At 28.3% G+C, this 17,998-nt stretch carries 14 protein-coding genes; 2 read left to right on the forward strand and 12 right to left on the reverse strand.

What is annotated here, in order from left to right; translation table 11 throughout:
• Both IMK15_RS04885 and IMK15_RS04890 read left to right on the forward strand, forming a co-directional pair.
• A partial coding sequence (locus IMK15_RS04885; RefSeq protein ID WP_192942096.1) for an ATP-dependent helicase occupies nucleotides 1–1,625 on the forward strand: 1,625 nt, incomplete at its 5' end.
• Between the two features lie 8 nt (nucleotides 1,626–1,633).
• Entirely contained in the window at nucleotides 1,634–2,155 is a 522-nt protein-coding gene (locus IMK15_RS04890; protein ID WP_046328447.1) for a hypothetical protein, read from the forward strand.
• A gap of 14 nt (nucleotides 2,156–2,169) precedes the next feature.
• Here IMK15_RS04890 and IMK15_RS04895 read toward each other — a convergent pair whose 3' ends face one another.
• The 12 genes from IMK15_RS04895 to IMK15_RS04950 all read right to left on the reverse strand — a co-directional run bounded on the left by IMK15_RS04895 (nucleotide 2,170) and on the right by IMK15_RS04950 (nucleotide 17,997).
• A complete protein-coding gene (locus IMK15_RS04895; RefSeq protein ID WP_226869212.1) occupies nucleotides 2,170–3,450 on the reverse strand; it encodes an MFS transporter in 1,281 nt (426 codons plus the stop codon).
• 31 nt (nucleotides 3,451–3,481) lie between these two features.
• Nucleotides 3,482–6,214 carry a YadA family autotransporter adhesin gene (locus IMK15_RS04900; RefSeq protein WP_192942098.1) on the reverse strand — a complete coding sequence of 911 codons (2,733 nt, stop codon included), beginning with the start codon at nucleotides 6,212–6,214 and terminating at the stop codon, nucleotides 3,482–3,484.
• 293 nt (nucleotides 6,215–6,507) lie between these two features.
• The gene (locus IMK15_RS04905) at nucleotides 6,508–7,554 is read right to left on the reverse strand and encodes an extracellular solute-binding protein (RefSeq protein WP_226869213.1); all 1,047 of its coding nucleotides are present in this window, start codon (nucleotides 7,552–7,554) and stop codon (nucleotides 6,508–6,510) included.
• Nucleotides 7,555–7,571: 17 nt separating this feature from the next.
• Nucleotides 7,572–8,993: a UDP-N-acetylmuramoyl-L-alanyl-D-glutamate--2,6-diaminopimelate ligase gene (locus tag IMK15_RS04910; RefSeq protein ID WP_192942099.1), complete on the reverse strand. Its 1,422-nt coding sequence runs from the start codon at nucleotides 8,991–8,993 to the stop codon at nucleotides 7,572–7,574.
• Nucleotides 8,994–9,005: 12 nt separating this feature from the next.
• Nucleotides 9,006–9,653 carry a uracil-DNA glycosylase gene (locus IMK15_RS04915; protein ID WP_192942100.1) on the reverse strand — a complete coding sequence of 216 codons (648 nt, stop codon included), beginning with the start codon at nucleotides 9,651–9,653 and terminating at the stop codon, nucleotides 9,006–9,008.
• Nucleotides 9,653–11,434, reverse strand: a complete 1,782-nt coding sequence (gene glmS / locus IMK15_RS04920) for a glutamine--fructose-6-phosphate transaminase (isomerizing) (protein WP_192942101.1) — start codon at nucleotides 11,432–11,434, stop codon at nucleotides 9,653–9,655. Before glmS ends, IMK15_RS04915 begins: the two co-directional genes overlap by 1 nt.
• A 216-nt stretch (nucleotides 11,435–11,650) precedes the next feature.
• Nucleotides 11,651–12,829 carry a hypothetical protein gene (locus IMK15_RS04925; protein WP_192942102.1) on the reverse strand — a complete coding sequence of 393 codons (1,179 nt, stop codon included), beginning with the start codon at nucleotides 12,827–12,829 and terminating at the stop codon, nucleotides 11,651–11,653.
• On the reverse strand, nucleotides 12,814–14,451 hold the full coding sequence (locus IMK15_RS04930; protein ID WP_192942103.1) for a hypothetical protein: 1,638 nt from the start codon (nucleotides 14,449–14,451) through the stop codon (nucleotides 12,814–12,816). Before IMK15_RS04930 ends, IMK15_RS04925 begins: the two co-directional genes overlap by 16 nt.
• Nucleotides 14,452–14,684: 233 nt before the next feature.
• Nucleotides 14,685–15,392 carry an ABC transporter ATP-binding protein gene (locus IMK15_RS04935; RefSeq protein WP_192942104.1) on the reverse strand — a complete coding sequence of 236 codons (708 nt, stop codon included), beginning with the start codon at nucleotides 15,390–15,392 and terminating at the stop codon, nucleotides 14,685–14,687.
• Nucleotides 15,393–16,148 carry an ABC transporter ATP-binding protein gene (locus IMK15_RS04940; RefSeq protein WP_192942105.1) on the reverse strand — a complete coding sequence of 252 codons (756 nt, stop codon included), beginning with the start codon at nucleotides 16,146–16,148 and terminating at the stop codon, nucleotides 15,393–15,395.
• Nucleotides 16,133–17,104, reverse strand: a complete 972-nt coding sequence (locus tag IMK15_RS04945) for a branched-chain amino acid ABC transporter permease (protein WP_192942106.1) — start codon at nucleotides 17,102–17,104, stop codon at nucleotides 16,133–16,135. The genes IMK15_RS04940 and IMK15_RS04945 overlap by 16 nt, the downstream gene beginning before the upstream one ends.
• The gene (locus IMK15_RS04950) at nucleotides 17,101–17,997 is read right to left on the reverse strand and encodes a branched-chain amino acid ABC transporter permease (protein WP_192942107.1); all 897 of its coding nucleotides are present in this window, start codon (nucleotides 17,995–17,997) and stop codon (nucleotides 17,101–17,103) included. The genes IMK15_RS04945 and IMK15_RS04950 overlap by 4 nt, the downstream gene beginning before the upstream one ends.
• Nucleotide 17,998: the final 1 nt, after the last annotated feature.

Here is a 17,998-nt window from a genome sequence, read left to right on the forward strand (position 1 = left end):
AGGACAATAGAGAATTCTATGAAGTCCTAAAACAATATCAAGAAACATTGATAAAAAACAACTGTATGGATTTTACAGATATACTATTAAATTGTAAAGCCTTACTAGATGACAATACTGTCTTAGAAAAAATACAAAATAAGTTTAAATATATATTGGTTGATGAATACCAAGATACAAACAATATACAATATCAAATCGTGACAAAATTAGCTAAAAAATACAAAAATCTATGTGTCGTAGGTGATGAAGATCAGAGTATTTATGCATTCCGTGGTGCTGATATAAATAACATATTAAATTTCAAAAAAGATTACCCAAATGCATTGATAGTAAAATTAGAACAAAACTATAGATCTACATCTAACATATTAAATCTTGCAAATTCTGTTATCTCTAAAAATACATCATCACTTGGTAAGGCTTTATGGACAAAAAATGATACTGGTAAATTACCTAATCTTTATGAAGCAACAGACCCCTATGATGAAGCAAGACATATTTGTGAAATAATAAAGGAATCAAAGGAAAAATATGGTAATTTCACAATCCTTTACAGAATGAATGCTCAATCACGTGTATTAGAACAAGAACTAAATAGAAATGGTATAAATTGTAAGGTATATGGAGGATTATCATTCTATCAAAGAAAAGAAGTAAAAGACCTTTTATCGTACCTTATGTTTTTAAATAACCCTGAGGATATTGTTAGTTTTGAACGTTGTATTTCAAACCCAAAAAGAAAAATTGGAAGTAAGACACAAGAAAAAATAATATCTTTTGCAAGGGATAACGGTATCAGTCTATTAGATGCTATGCAATATGATAATACAAGTAAAGTAAAAGATTTTTACAACTTAATGAGTGACTTATACGATAAAAAAGATAATATAATGTTAAGTGGCTTAATGCAAGAAATTATTGAAAAAACTCACTATTTAGAATATGTTGCTACACTTGATAATCCTGATGAAAAAAGAGCTAATGTATATGAATTGTTAAATTCAATAAAAGAAGCACAAAAAGTTGACGAAAATCTTACACTAGATGAATATTTAACTTTTACATCATTATCTAGTACAACAGATAGTATTAACGAAGATAATATAGTAAAACTTATGACTATACACAGCTCAAAAGGTCTTGAGTTTAACACAGTCTTTTTAGCTGGTTTTGAATCTAATTTATTCCCTACTAATTCTAACCTCAATGATATTAGTAGTCTTGAAGAAGAAAGAAGACTTTGTTACGTTGCAATTACACGTGCAAAAAAAGAACTATACTTAAGTTATTGTAAAAATAGAACATTTAATGGTTTAACAGAAAACTTTAAATCTGTTTCTCATTTCTACTATGATATGGACAAAAAATATATAGAACATGTAAATGCTAAGAAAAATACAGAAAATGTATCAGAAAATATAATAGAAAACTTTAATCCTGTAAGGAATAAGAAACAAACAGTAGAGACTGCTTTTTCAACATTTAAAGTGGGACAAACTGTAAATCATTTAGCTTATGGTCGTGGGACTATAAAAAAGATTGATGATAAGAGTCTAACAATAGACTTTATTATAGGCGAAAAGAAAATTTCCCTATTACTTGCAGATAGATTTTTAAAATAGGTGATTGTATGAAAAAATATTTATTAGTATTTTTACTCTCAATTTTTTCATTTTCTATTGATTGGCATTCTACTGATAATATAGAAAAAATTTCAAATATAGCAAAAGTTGGTGATATTATACTCTACAAACCAAGTAATGCTACTTTTGTTTCAAGATGGGGTCACTGTATGATAGTGGTAGAGGGTAATAAGATAGTGGACTATCCTAGTATGAAAATAGGTCTAAGAGAATTTCCATTTTACTTTTTAAATAATCAGAAAAAAGAATTTGTACTATTAAGATACAAATATATTAACGATGATATTAGAAGTAAGATGTTAACTGATATATATGACAACTACCTATTTAAAAAATATTTCCCTCTAATACCTTTAGATATGGATTTAGGACTTACATATTGCTCACACTTTGTATACAGAATCTTTAAAGATACTACAAATGTTGATGTTTTAGGTCTACCTAAAAGCAATATTATTATGCCCCTAGATTTCTTAAATTCTAAATATTTTGAAGTTATACAATTTTAAAAAAAAATATTCTCTCAGATTTTGGGAGAATATTTTTGTTTTTCATTCAAAATGAAAGTGTAAGTGTATAAAAGAGAAAATACTAATACTGCTAGAAGTATAGATATTGTAAACATATTTCCTATTACATTAGATAAAAATGTAAATATTATCGTACCTAAAGGTACAGTTAATGTTACTATAGTTCCATATATACTAAATATTGATGTTTGTTTATCTTCAGGCACTTCTTTTAATAGGAATGTTGTTAATTTAGGATTAGATACACCTGCTAAATAACCAGAGATACTAACTAGTATTAATAGGGCATATACATTTTGTAAAAATAGTATATTTAATACATAAAGTATGAAAAATATTATTTCAATAAATGTCATCCTAACTATATCAACCTTCCTATAAATCGGTATAATATATACACCTGCTACTATCATAAAAATTGTTTCTAGAGCTTGTGTAACAGTTAATGTATTAGCATAATTACCTACTAATAAGTTAGGAGTATCTAAAATTACTAATAAAAAGATTGCATACATTCCTGAAGAATATAGATTAAGTATTGCAAATAGCAGTACAAATCTATATATCTTTTTATTTGATCTTATAATCTTTAAATTTTCTATAGTATCTTTTAAAAATCTTTTAGCTGTTATTTTTTCTTTCTTTTCTATATTAAACTTTACACTTTTAAGTCTACTTCTATTAATATACATTAGTAAAAAACTTACAAAATACAAAGAGGAATTTATTATCCCAAATACAGAATAATTGTATGCTATAACTTCAATAATCATAACTCCCATAAACTTAGAAACCAATGAAACTGTTGTAGATATGGAATTATTAAAAGCAAAAGCCTTTTCTAGATCTTTTTCTTCAACTATCTTGTAATATATAGATAATGATAAATATGAATTATATCCTCCAAATATATCAGCTACTACATTAATTAAGACTATGGCAAAAAACACGTACCAGCTAGGCTTAAAGAATACTATTATCGAAAATGCTAGAAATAGGATTGTTTGCAACACTTTATTATGTATAAGTCTACTTACCTTTTTGTCTTCTTTATCAGCCATATAGCCTAATATAAAATCTATTGCATAGGGTAATGTTGTAATTATGGATACAATACTCACTGCAAGTTTAGCATTTTCAAATTTAGAAGCATATATCAAAAACGCTATATCAAATAATGTCCTCCCCATTATAGAAAAAACATCTGATAGTAAAAATATTCTGTATATTTTGTTTTTTAAAATAAAAATACCTCCTTTTTTTACATTATACAAGAAATTTTTAAAAAAATGAAGCTTTACAGCCTCATTTTCTCATTAATCTTCTTACAATTTCTTTTAACTCTTGTATTTCAGCACTTTGATTTCTCAAATTTTCTTTAATTTCTTTGTTTTCTTTAGTTAAGTCCTCAATCTTCTTATCCTTATTATTAACTTCTCCAAGCATTACTCCAGCTCCAATACCAAAGGCAAGATTTCCCTTATTATTTACTGATCCACTTAGTTTGTAGATAAAGTTTTGTTTGTCATTTGTTCCACTAAATCCAACAGCAATTGCATGAGAACCACCATAATATCCATAAGATGCAGCTAAATTAAACTTCTTATCACCCATTACTTGTGGTAGATTAGCCATTGCTACTGCATTTGATACTCCACCTAAAGCTAGGTCTGATTTCTTATCTACTTCTTTAACATCTTTTTGTAGTTGTTGTATATCACTAGTATTCTTTTCTACTTTTGTTCTAACAGCATTTAATTGACTTACATTTACTGCATCTTTAGCTTTGATACCATCAGCTACATCAGTAATTATCTTACCATATTTTGTGCTTAAAATTACTTTTTCATTGTTTTTGTCGTATCGGTTATCTTTAAGTATACTATCTTCTGTTGTTCCTTTTTTAACCCATTTATTATTCTTGTATTCATTATTTTGTAAAAATTCATCAGTATATAGCTTACCATCAGGACCTTCTTTTAATTCTGTTTCTTTACCTTTATCATCTCTATACTTATACCCAAATGTATCTGAACCTCCAACATTTCCTTTTGCTTCAAAGGTTGCTGTATGTTCTTGTGATGTAGAAGGTGCTGGTTGTGGTGTAGTATTAGATTGTGTTGTTTGAGGTTGTTTATCATCTACTGATATATCAATACCATTTCCTTTTAACTCTAAAGTATCTCCCAATTTAACGTTTATAATTTTATCTCCTGCTTTTACATTTATAGATTGCTTAGCAACATATTTATATAGTTGTGAACCATTAATTGCATCTGTTGATGTAGCTGATATTAATCCTGGTGCTACATTTTGTATAACACGTGTTAATTTATCGTTACCTACTGTTACTATACCACCAATACGATCAAAGCCTGCATAATCTTTGTGCTTTGTTTTATATTCCTCTATATCTTTATTATTCCACAATGTATTTTTTGCTTTTGCTTCAGCACTTTTTGTTCCTAAATATACTGAATTGTTTAAATTAGGCTTAATATTATCTCCTATTGCAACAGTATTTTTCACTGTTATTTCTACATAGTCATCATTATGTCCAAATAATATATTTCCATTTGGATCTTCTGTTTGTGTTCCAGTATCTTGTGCAGATCTTGTTTGTGGTTGAGAACTTTTCTTTTTAATTCTATACTTTGTTCCATAAACTATATTATTTGATGCTTCAACAATTTCATTATCATTACCACTTACTATATTATTTTCCGATTTTTTATCCTTAGTTCCTGTTACCTTATTTTTACTTCCTGTTATATTAGCGTATTTTGCATAATCCACCTTATTTCCACTACCAAATACTAAAGTTGAACCTCCTACATTACCCTTACTATATTGTTCTCTTAAATTTTTGGCTAATTCTTTTACTGAGTTAGGATATTTTTCTATATCTTGTCCACATACATCATAGTTACCTATTTCATCAGTAGAATTTGTTATTTCGTTACCTGCACCAAATATCATAGTTCCATTAGAATTATTTGCTCTATTTGCAAAACCAACAACAGAATTTGCTACACCTGAATATTTATCAATTTTTGCATCATTATCACCTACATTAGATTCTATACTATTTAATGAACCGTTTATTAATGCCCCTAAATTTAGATTATGATTAGCAACACCCTTTCCTAAATTAGCACCTTCATTATCTTCTCCTTCATATTGTGAAGTCATAATCGAATAAGCTCCCGATAAAGTTGATAATGTCCCATTAGCAAAACTGTTTGTTCCAACTACTGTAGAATATATTCCTATTCCTTTAACTCTATTGCTGGCACCATCTTTCATTGATTCTATATTTATATCACCAATTTCGCCTGTATATGTATGTTGTCCTAAAACAACACTACCTGAACTTGCATAACTATTTCTACCTATAGCAATAGGAGTATCTATTTTATCTATATCATACGGATATGCAGCGTTATATCCAGTTTTATTAAATGTTGTTCTTTTAAAGTTTAATATTTGCTCTCTTACACCAAAAAATGTTTCTGCATATGCACTTTTACCTATAGCTATACTTCCTGGATGTCCTAAATATCCATCAACCTTTGCATCTGTACCTATTAATATACCATCATTATTAAGAGCAACATTATTTATCATACTTGCTCCTTTTCCAATTTCTATCACGCCTGATCGATAAATTCTAACAATTGAATTATTTTCATCGTCATTAATGTTCTTTAATATATTACTACTAAATGGCCCCTCTCCTTTTTCAATAATATCTTCCTTTTTTACTTTTTTTTCTTCATCTGTTCCTTCTACTTCATTTATTTTTTTTATGATTTCTCTTACTTTATCTGTTTTATTTTTTTTGATTAATAAGTCAAATAAAGTTTTAGCTCTTTCTATTCCTAATTGTTTTATAACTTCTTCTACTTTAGTTTTTTCTTCATCAGATAATGGCTTATTAATTTCTTCACCAAATCCTATTCTACTACTTAAAAAAGAGCTTATTAATAAAGCTGTAATTATACTTTTTCTTGCTTTAAATCTTGAAAATATTTTCATTAATATCATCTCCTTGATAAATTTTACCCCCCCATTTATTTTCAACATTTTTTAAACTCTTTTTTTATTTCTTTGTTAACATATAAAAAACTCAACGCTTTCTTTTGTTTGTAGATTAATTTTTAGTCACTTGTAGTTTCTTAACTTTTTTAAACATTTATTTTTCTTTCAGGAGATTTTAGAGGCTATATTATCAATGTTATTGAATTTTTATGGTTAAAGTATAAATAACTGTTGTTTTGAAAATAGATGTAAAAAAAATGAAGCTTTCACTTCGCTTCATTTTCATATATCTACTTTGCTAACTTTACCTCATTCCATATTCTATCTTGTTTTTCTTTTGCTTCTTCATCAAGACTTAATGGTAATTTAGCATTTTTAACTACTTCACTAGCACTAACAATTGGTTTTACATTAGTATATTTTTCTGTTCCCTTAATTACTGGTACTTGTCTAAATAGTTCAACATATTTTGCATAATTTTCTGGTCTGTATAAATATTCTAAGAACTTATATGCATTTTCTTTATTAGGTGCTTCTTTTAGTATAGCCATATTGTCTATATACATCATAGCTCCCTTAGGTAAGAAATACATAAAGTTTTTTTGTTCTTCTTCATTTGTTTCATAGAACACATCTGGATATCCATGTGAAACAACAAATTCTCCTGTTGCTAATGATTTACCAAATGTTGTACTATCAAACTTAGCTAAGTTCTTCTTGTATTTCAATAAAATGTTTTTTACTTCTTCTAATTGTTTATCATCTTTAGAATTTGATGGATACCCTAGATTTTGTAGTATCATTCCTATAACCTCACGTCCATCATCTAACATTGTCATTGAACCCTTGTATTTTTCATCTTCAAAAATACTTAAATCTCTTTTAAAATCTTTACCTAATACCTTAGTATTTACTGTAATACCTGTCGCAAAAAAACCATATGGTAATGAATAATTTAACCCATCGTCATAACCCTTAGCATATTCATATAGATTTAGGTTATCAGCATCTAAGTTTTTAAATGTATCCCCTAATTTGTTCTTATCAAGTTTTTCTAATAAGCCTTTTTTAATTAAAATATCAACATAATCTGTAGATGGGGATATTATATCGTATTGTGTTCTTCCTGTAAATAACTTGGTTAATAGCGTGTCATTATTATCATAATAACTCATATTGACCTTTATACCAGTTTCTTTTTCAAAACCTTGTATTATTTCATCAGGAATGAAATACGTCCAAGTGTAAATATTGACTTCATTTGTTTTCTTACTTCCACATGAGAAGCTAACAATGAATAACATAGCTACCATAAAAATTTTTGCTACTCTTTTCAACTAAAAATCACCTCTTTTTATTTTAAACATTTTTTTACTTCTTCTTTGTCTGAAAAATATCTTGTTGTTTTACCAATTATTTGATATGTTTCATGTCCTTTACCAGCTATTATTAGAGAATCTCCACTTTTTAGTAAGGATACTGCCTTTTGTATAGCTTCTTCTCTTTTTTCAATTTTAGTATAGTTGGTATATTTTGACTCTATTATTCCTTTTTCTATGTCGTTCATAATGCTAATAGGGTCTTCTGTTCTAGGATTATCTGAGGTTATTAGGATATAGTCAGCATATTTGCAGGCAATTTTACCCATTATAGGGCGTTTTGTTTTATCTCTATCTCCACCTGCACCAAATACCGCATACATCTTCCCATCAGTTATACCTTTTAGTGTCTTTAAAACATTTTCTAAACCATCTGGTGTGTGTGCATAATCTACAACTATTCTTGCTCCTAGATTGTTTTCTATAAGCTCAAATCTTCCTACCACTGGTTCCATTTTTGAAATTCTATCTACTATATATGAAAAATCAATCCCTAAATTAACAAGAACAGATACAACCCCTAATATGTTATACAGATTATATGCTCCAATTAATTTTGTGTGGAATCTTTTTACTTCATTTTTTACCTTTATCTCTACATTCATTCCACTTGTTGTATAGCTTATTACCTTACCACGTATATCTCCATTTTCTACTCCAAAAGTATTAAGCTTATCTGATTTAATAGTCTTAATGTACTTATCGTCAACATTGACGCTTATCTTGCTATTATCTTTTAATAAGTCTATTAAATGACATTTTGCTTTGAAATAGTTTTCAAATGTTTTGTGATAATCTAGATGGTCTTGTGTTAAATTAGTAAATATCGCACCATCAAACTTCAACATATCCACACGTCCTAGTGCTAGTGCATGTGAACTTACTTCCATCAGAAAATATTCTATACCTTTTTTTACACTCTCATCCATCAACTTTATTATATCCATAGACTCAGGTGTTGTATTATGTGCTTCATAATATTTATCACCAACTCTGTAATTTGTAGTACCTATTCTTGAACTATTAGGTAATACATTTTCTAATATATATGTACTTGTTGTCTTACCATTAGTCCCTGTTACACCTATTATCTTTAATTTCTTTTCTGGATGATTGTATAAATTAGCACATATTACACCCAAATGCTTTCTTAAATCTGGGATATAGTAAAAAGTGATATCTGGATATTTTTTTACATCATGTTCTTTCTCATCAGTTAATATACATACAGCTCCATTTTGTATAGCTTTTTCTACATAGTTATTACCATCAGTATTAAAACCTTTCATAGCAACAAATATATCACCTTTTTCAATTTTTCTTGAATCATATTCTATTGACTTAAATTCAAAATCTTTTCCTTTTTGTAATAATGTATATTCAACGTTTTCAAACATTTTTCTACCTTCCTATGTCCACTTAATTTCTTCCTTATTCAAATATCTTAATATTTCATTTATCTTCTTAAAATGATTACAGCCAAAAAATCCACGATATGCTGATAAAGGACTTGGGTGTGCTGCAGTTAACACATAGTGTCTTTCCTTATTTATCAACTTTTCTTTTTTTATTGCATTATTACCCCATAACACAAATATCACTGGATCTTCTCTTTCATTTAATTTTTCAATTATCTTATCAGTAAATATTTCCCAGCCCATATCTTTATGCGAATTTGCATTATGTGCTCTTACAGTTAATACCGTATTTAATAGTAGGACTCCTTGTCTTGCTAAATACTCTAAATTACCCCTTCTATTTACTTTGCACTGATATTCACTCTCTATCTCCTTATATATATTCACTAATGATGGTGGTAACTTTATTCCATCATTAACAGAAAATGCTAGCCCATTTGCTTGATTATCATCATGATATGGATCTTGTCCTAATATCACAACCCTTGTATCCTCATATTCCGTTAATTTTAATGACTTAAATATATCAGATTTTTTAGGAAATACTGTATATTTTCCGTATTCTTGTTCTAAAAATTTTTTTAAATTTAGAAAATATTCCTTATTGTACTCATCTTTTAATATATCTTCCCACTTCATTATTCCACCGTAACTGACTTAGCTAAATTTCTTGGTTTATCTACATCATAACCTTTTAGGTATGATGTGTAATATGCAAGTATTTGTAGTGGTATTACTGCTAATATTGGAGTTAACATTTGACAAAATTCTGGTATTTGTATTGTGTCATCTGCAAACTTTATCTTTTCATTGTCATTTGTAACTGCTACAATATATGCTCCTCTTGCCTTAACTTCTTGTATATTAGATAACATCTTATCATACAAGTCTTTTTGCGTCATTATTGCAACTACTGGTGTCATATTTTCAATTAATGCTATAGTCCCATGTTTTAATTCACCAGCTGCAAAACTTTCTGCATGAATGTATGAAATTTCTTTTAGCTTTAATGCTCCTTCATTTGCTAATGCATGGTCTATTGATCTACCTAAATAGAATATACTCTTAGCGTTAATAAACTTTCTTGCAATTTCTTTGATATCTTTTTCTTTTTCTAATACTTCATCAATTAAAGGACATATTTTAACTGCTTCTTTAAGAACATCTTCATATTCTTCCTTTGTAGTAGAGAAATATCTTGCAATTAAGTATAGTGATACTATTTGTGTAGTATACGCTTTAGTTGATGCAACTGCAATTTCTGGACCTGCAAATGTATAGAATACATTATCTGCTTCTCTTGATATTGTAGAACCAACTACATTTGTTACTGCTAGAACTTTACAACCATGTTCTTTAACTTTTCTTAACACTGCTAGAGTATCTGCAGTTTCTCCAGATTGACTTACTAGTATAACTAGAGTGTGTTGATCTATAAATTGCTTATTGTATCTAAATTCTGATGCAATATCTGTATATACTGCCTTATTCAAGTATTCTTGGAAGTAATACTTACCTATTGTACCTGCGTTGTATGCAGTTCCACATGCAACTATATATATCTTATCAATATCACTAAAATCTATATTAATTTCTCTAAGGTTTAATAAACTTTTTTCTATTGTATTTTTCACTGCTTCTTTTTGTTCATGTATTTCTTTATCCATAAAGAAATCATATCCACCCTTAGTTGCAGCTTGTATATCCCATTCTACATGATTAACTTCTCTTTTTACTTTATTCATTTGTTCATCATATATACTTACACCACTTCTATTTATCACTACCAAATCATGATCTTCTAAGTACACAACTTCTCTTGTGTATTTTAATATTGCTGGTATATCAGAGGCTATAAAATACTCATTTTCACCTAAACCTAAGATTAATGGTGATGATTTTCTAACAGCAACTAATTCTTCTGGATTATTCTTACAAATTACTCCTAATGCATAACTACCTTCTAGTCTCTTTGTTGCCTTATACACAGCTTCTTTTAGTGATCCTGTATAATACAATGATATTAGATGTGCAACTACTTCTGTATCTGTATTTGAAACAAATTTTGCACCTTTTTCTTCTAATTCTTTTTTTAATTCTTGATAATTTTCTATTATCCCATTATGTACAACAGCTATACTTTTGTCATTATTAAAATGTGGATGTGAATTTACATCAGATGGTGCACCATGTGTTGCCCATCTTGTATGACCTATTCCAACATGACCAAATATATCTTCTTTTTTTAAACTTTCAACTAAAACACTTAATTTACCTTTGTGTTTTCTCGATTTAATTTCTCCATCACTAATTACAGCGATACCTGCTGAGTCATAACCCCTGTATTCTAATTTTGATAATCCATCAAGAATTATGTCACTTGCTTTTTTGTCTCCGAAATATCCTACTATTCCGCACATATGTATTCCTCCTTAATGACTGATGTCTATGAATAATTAATATCCTATCGGAATAGACATTCCGCAAAGCATCCGCCGAATATTTCGATAACTTTGTCCTCGTCAACTATCTCTAGCCCTGGCGCTAAAAGAATAAATTCTTTTTTCAGTATCTGTATCAGCCTTCAGTATATTATATCAAAAAAATACTATAAAAAAAAGGCAAGTTGCCTTTTTTTAAAATTTTATTCCTAATCCTACTTTATTCTTTATCATAATACCATCAAAATTTTTGCCTATAAACTTCACAGGAACAATAACTCCATATGATATATCAATATTTTTTGTAGGTGTGTATATTAGATCTACACTCGGTATTATTGTATGAGTAGGCTTCAACCATTTTTTACTATGTGTAACTGTTTGAGTTTGAAATTCTTCTTTCAAATCTTTTCCATACTTGTATCTTGATTCTTTAGTAATATCAACAGAATTACCATTCTTCTTATCAATTAAATTTCCATTTTTATCACGTTTAAATATTTCAACAGGTTCTACACTATTTTTTGTATTAACATATTCATAATTACCAACATATTCTATACCTGGTCTTAATAGCCACTTAGAATTACGAGAATGTAACTTAAATTTCAATGACAAATCTAAGTCTGCATTAAGTTTACTATACGCCAAATCATTAATCTTAATATCTTTATACGCTAAATCTGTTTTAGCTACAAAATCAAATTTATTTGGTGTATATCCTAGTTCATTAGAAAGTGCCACCCTATTCATATGATTATTTATATTACTGTAATGTAACATGTCAACATTAGTGTTTAGGTAAATAGGCTTCACCTTATTATCATATCTAAGATTAACATTTAACCCCTGACCTACACCACCATTATGAACAGCATATTCAGGTTCATTTAATTTTTTCAACATCTTAGCTTCATAATCATACTTAACAGCATCATGTTCACTCTTAACTATATTAAGACCTAGAAGCATATCAAAGTTAGGAATAGTTTCAGGTGCAAAGATGATATCTGTTGCATCATTAACCATTTTGGTTCCTTTAACACCTACTATATTATTTAATGGATCTAAAAGTCTAGTTTTAGGATCTTTAAAATTCTGTACCATGTTAATTAATGTAGGAATATCCTTGATTAAGTTCGATATAATATCTTTAATTCTTAAATCTTTTGGAATAAATTTTAAACCAGATTCTATTTCTTTAATTCTTTCTTTTAATTCTTCGACAGATTTCGTAATTTCTTTTTTTTCATTGGAATTATATTTACCAGATTGTTTTACATCTTCTTCCAATTCTTGTATAAATTTATTAGTTTCATCTAATACATTTTTTATTTTTTTATTATTCTCTTCATTATTTATAGTATCCAACATTTTTTTGCATCATTATAAATTTCCCCATCACGACCCCACCAAAACCATTTAGGTTGGATCTCATTAATAAATTTCAATATTCCTTTTTCATTATAATAATTTATAATTTTTTCTAATTCTTCATCCATTTCTTTTTGTACTTGTGTTACTTCATTTATAGAATTTATAAATTTATTTTTAGAAATTATATCAACAACTCCATTTAAATTTTGTTGAGGGAATAAATACTCTAATTCACCAAACTTATTACTATTCTCACTTTCTGTAATTGCACTTCTATCTTGTACCTTTACTTCTTTTGTGTTTTGTTGTTGTAGTAGTATGTAGTCTAATGAATTTGTTGGTATATATTGTGTTAAATGGTAGCTTGATACTTCTCTATTTCTTGGTGTTACACCTAGTTCAAATAGGGCATCATTTAAATTTTTATAGTACATATCAGGAAACTTATCTTTTAAACTAATTAATTCTTTTTGTCTTTCTTTGTCTGCTAAGTAGATAATATCATCTAAACTAGCTTTACCATTATTATTTCTAATTCTATCTACTATTTCTCCTATTCTCTTACCAGCATCACCTGAATTATGAATAAGGTAGTCATATGCCTTGTTCATTGCATAAGAGACAACATTTTCACCATATAGTGCTCCTGTTGGGTGACCAACTGATCTAATTGAACCATTCTTTCCATCTAGTATACCATTTTTAATATCTCTACTGCTTCCTAATTCCCAGTTTTTGAAATATTCAACTTCTTGTTTACCTGGTGCTAAATCTTGTAGATCATATTTAACTTCATCTAAATCAAATTTATCTGCCTTATAGTTTGAGATATAGTAATTAGCTGTTAAATTTAGTCTGTGTTTATCATTATCAATTAAATTTGTTGAAATACCTGGTGCAAGTAAGAATTCTTTTCTTTTACCTAAACTCACCCTATATGCCAATTCTGGTTTTACCTTAGTTTCAAATGGACTAATAACTCCATCTGAATCAAATTGCATATTTAACTTGTCTTCAGCACTATCTTCTACTCTATACTTATCAAGTCCTATGTTTTTCTTATCATATCCTGTTATATACAATGTATTATTGCTCTTAAACTTATTATTATCTATATTTAAAAATACCTTAGCTTTTCCTACCTTGTATATATTAATATCTTCACCTATTCTACTAGTTTTACCATAAACTTTCGCACCTAGAGTTGTACCTATTTTATTCATTTTAATATAACCATCAAATAATGTAGAATCTAGTTGTATACCTCTTAGTATTAAATTTTTTAAAAGTTGTTTTGGCTCTACTTTTTTATTAGGTTTTTGTGATGTAGTAGTATTATTATTACTACTACTACTATTGTTATTGCTACTATTATTGTTATTATTCTTTTCCTTATTATCAATTTTTTCTATACTATCTACAAAATTTTGTAAATTATTTGTAGTTGGTGCATCTACCTTTGTTTTGAACATTTGTATAGTACCCATTTTATCTATATTAATACTAGATAAACCTTCTATTCCAAAGCTTGCACTTACACCTATATTAACTCTACCTTCAATATCTTTTGATACTGCTATTGAAGAAATTATCATACTTAAAATTATATATTTCTTCATACTCACCTCCTGTTTGTATTATAACATATGTTATAAAAAATATATAGTTAATAAATTGCACGATTATTTTCCCTATTTTACTGGGTTTTATAGCAATCGTGCTATGAATTTCGCACGATTAACGCACGATTATTTTTGTTACATTCCATATTTTACTGTATTTTCCTAAATTAATCAATTTAATTTAGCACAATTACTCCAAAAAAAATAGTTAGCGAACTAACTATTCCTTCTTAAGACCCTAAATAGGCCTTCTTTATATCTTGATTTTCAAGTAATTCTTTACCTGTACCTTCCATTACTATCTCACCTGTTTCTAGTACATATGCCCTATTAGCAATAGCTAATGATTGATTTGCATTTTGTTCTACTAGTAAGACGGTAACACCTAAGTCATTTATCTTTCTAATAATTTTAAATATTTCTTCTACAAGTATAGGTGCTAATCCCATAGATGGTTCATCTAGTAATAATAGTTCTGGTTTTGACATTAGTGATCTTGCTATTGCTAGCATTTGTTGTTCTCCACCACTCATAGTACCTGCTAATTGATTCTTTCTTTCTTTAAGTCTTGGAAAGAGTTCAAACATTTCCTTTATACTTGCTTTTGCTTCCTTATTACTTCTAGTATATGCTCCCAATTCTAGGTTTTCTAAAACTGTTAATTCTGTAAATATTCTTCTTCCTTCTGGAGTATGTGATAAGCCCATCTCAACCAACTTATGTGCCTTCACTTTCGTTACATCTATACCTTTAAATTCTATTTGACCTGATTTAGGAACTAACAAACCTGAAATAGTTTGTAATGTAGTTGTCTTACCAGCTCCATTAGCTCCTATTAGTGCCACTATTTCTCCTTTATTAATATAGAAGGTAAGATTTTTAACAGCGTGAATACCGCCGTAATATACATTCATTGATTCTACTTCTAATAATTTCATTTATTCTCCTAAATATGCCTTAATAACTTCCTTATTGTTTTGAATTTCATGTGGTGTTCCATGTGCTATTATCTTACCGAAATTCAAAACATAAAGTTTTTCACAAATACCCATGACTAATTTCATATCATGTTCTATTAATAGTATTGAAATATTAAATTTTTCCTTTATTAATTTAATAATATTCATTAATTCTAATGTTTCTTGTGGATTCATCCCTGCTGCTGGTTCATCTAGAAGTAACAATTTTGGTTTAGTTGCTAACGCTCTTGCAATTTCTAGTTTTCTTTGTTGTCCGTATGATAAGCTTTCTGCTTTAAATTCTGCCAAGTCTTTCATATCAAATATATCCAACAACTCAATTGCTTTTCTTGTAGCTTCATTTTCTCTTTTTCTATATTCTCTATTTCTAAATATTGCATCTAGATTTGAATATTTCACCTTATACTGATATGCCATTTTAATATTTTCTAAAACTGTCAAATGCTTAAATAGACGTATATTTTGAAATGTTCTTGCTAATCCTAAACGCACTATTTCATATGTTTTCTTCTTTGTAATATCCGTATTATTTATACAAATACTCCCTGAATCAGCTGTATACACACCTGTTAAAAGGTTGAATATTGTAGTTTTACCTGCACCATTAGGACCTATTAATCCTACTAGCTGATTATTTTCTACTTCTATATCAACATCACTAACAGCCTGTAATCCACCAAACTTTATTCCAGCTTTTTTTACTTCCAATAACATTTTCGTATTTTCTCCTTAATCTTTTTTAAAGTTAATTCACTTGTTCCTAAAAGCCCTTCAGGTCTAAAGATCATTATCATAATTAAGACAACTGAATAAATCAATACTCTATATTCAGAAACTTGTCTTAATAGTTCGTTAATAATAGTGATGAAGGATGCTGAAACTATTGATCCTGTTATACTTCCTATTCCACCAAATACTACCATAACTAGTATTTCGATTGAATATACAAAAGAGAACTTATCCGGTGATAATACTCCTAAATTATGTGCAAATAGTACACCTGCTACTCCTGCAAAAAATGATGATATGAAAAATCCATATATCTTTACCATGTTAGTATTTATACCAATATTTTCACTAGCTATTTCATCTTCACGTATTGATAATACAAGTCTACCATATCCTGATGTCATAAGACGGATGATAATAATTAAACTGATTATTGTTACAATATATGTATTAGTAAAATTAGTAATTATCGGTATGTTTTTAAATCCAGCTGCACCACCTAAAAAGTCTATATTTTGTATTACATATCTAACCATTTCTCCAAAAGCTAGTGTAATTATTGCTAAATAGTCCCCTTTTAATCTTAAAGTCAATGCTGAGACTATAACACCGAATATACCTGCTACTATACCTGCAACAATTAATGCAATCACTAATTTAATATTATCATTAATATTTACATTACTCATTGCTCTTGTAATTACTGCACCTGTATAAGCACCTATTGATATGAACCCAGCAAAACCTAGGTTTAATTGTCCCATTAGTCCTACTGTAATATTTAAACTTACTGCAAATAGTATTGCTATTAATATATTAATATATATTCCTGCCTTATAGCTAAATACACCTTCATTCATTATTGTTAAGTAAAGAAAAGCATAAATAGCAATAAGTAATACTCCTACAATAAAACTATCTTTAATTTTTAACTTCATCATACTTTCTCCTTAACATTTTTACCAAATATACCACTTGGTTTAACAAGTAATATTATTATCAACAACAAGAATACTATAGGATTTGCCCAGCTTGTTGATATATATGCTTTAGTATATGTTTCTATCATACCTAACATATATCCACCAAACATGGCACCTGGTATACTTCCTATTCCACCAAATACAGCGGCTATAAAGGCTTTAAGCCCTGGCATTATACCCATATACGGTTCTATTCTAGGATACATTAACGCATACATAACTCCACCTAATGCCCCTAATGCTGAACCTATTGCAAATGTTATTGATATAGTTAAATTTGAATTTATACCCATTAAACTAGCTGCATTACTATCTTGTGCAACAGCTCTTGTTGCTTTACCCATTTTTGTATAAGTTATGAATAGATGTAATAATACCATACATAATACTGATACTAGTATTACTACTACTGATAAGTAACTTACTGAAAAATTAAATATATTAATGCTATCTGTTGTGCTAAAATATTTAGGTATATATTCGTGTTTAATAACCTTTGGTGCTGCTCCAAATATTATCAATGCTACGCTTTCTAATAAGAAGCTGACTCCTATTGCTGTTATTAATACTGACATTCTAGGTGCATTTCTTAATGGCTTATATGCAAAAAAGTCTATTAATATTCCTAGAATAGCACAAAAAATTATTGATATTAAAATGGCAATAGAAAAAGGTAAACCTTTTTCTACGCCATAATATGTTACATATGCACCTACCATTAACAAGTCACCATGTGCAAAGTTTATAAGTTTTACAATTCCATATACCATGGTGTATCCCAATGCTATCAATGCATAAATACTACCTGTCTGAAGACCTATTATAGTCTGATCTATTAAATTTTTAATCATT

Origin of the sequence: Sneathia sp. DSM 16631 (assembly GCF_014892235.1) — a bacterium.
GTDB lineage: Bacteria > Fusobacteriota > Fusobacteriia > Fusobacteriales > Leptotrichiaceae > Sneathia > Sneathia vaginalis.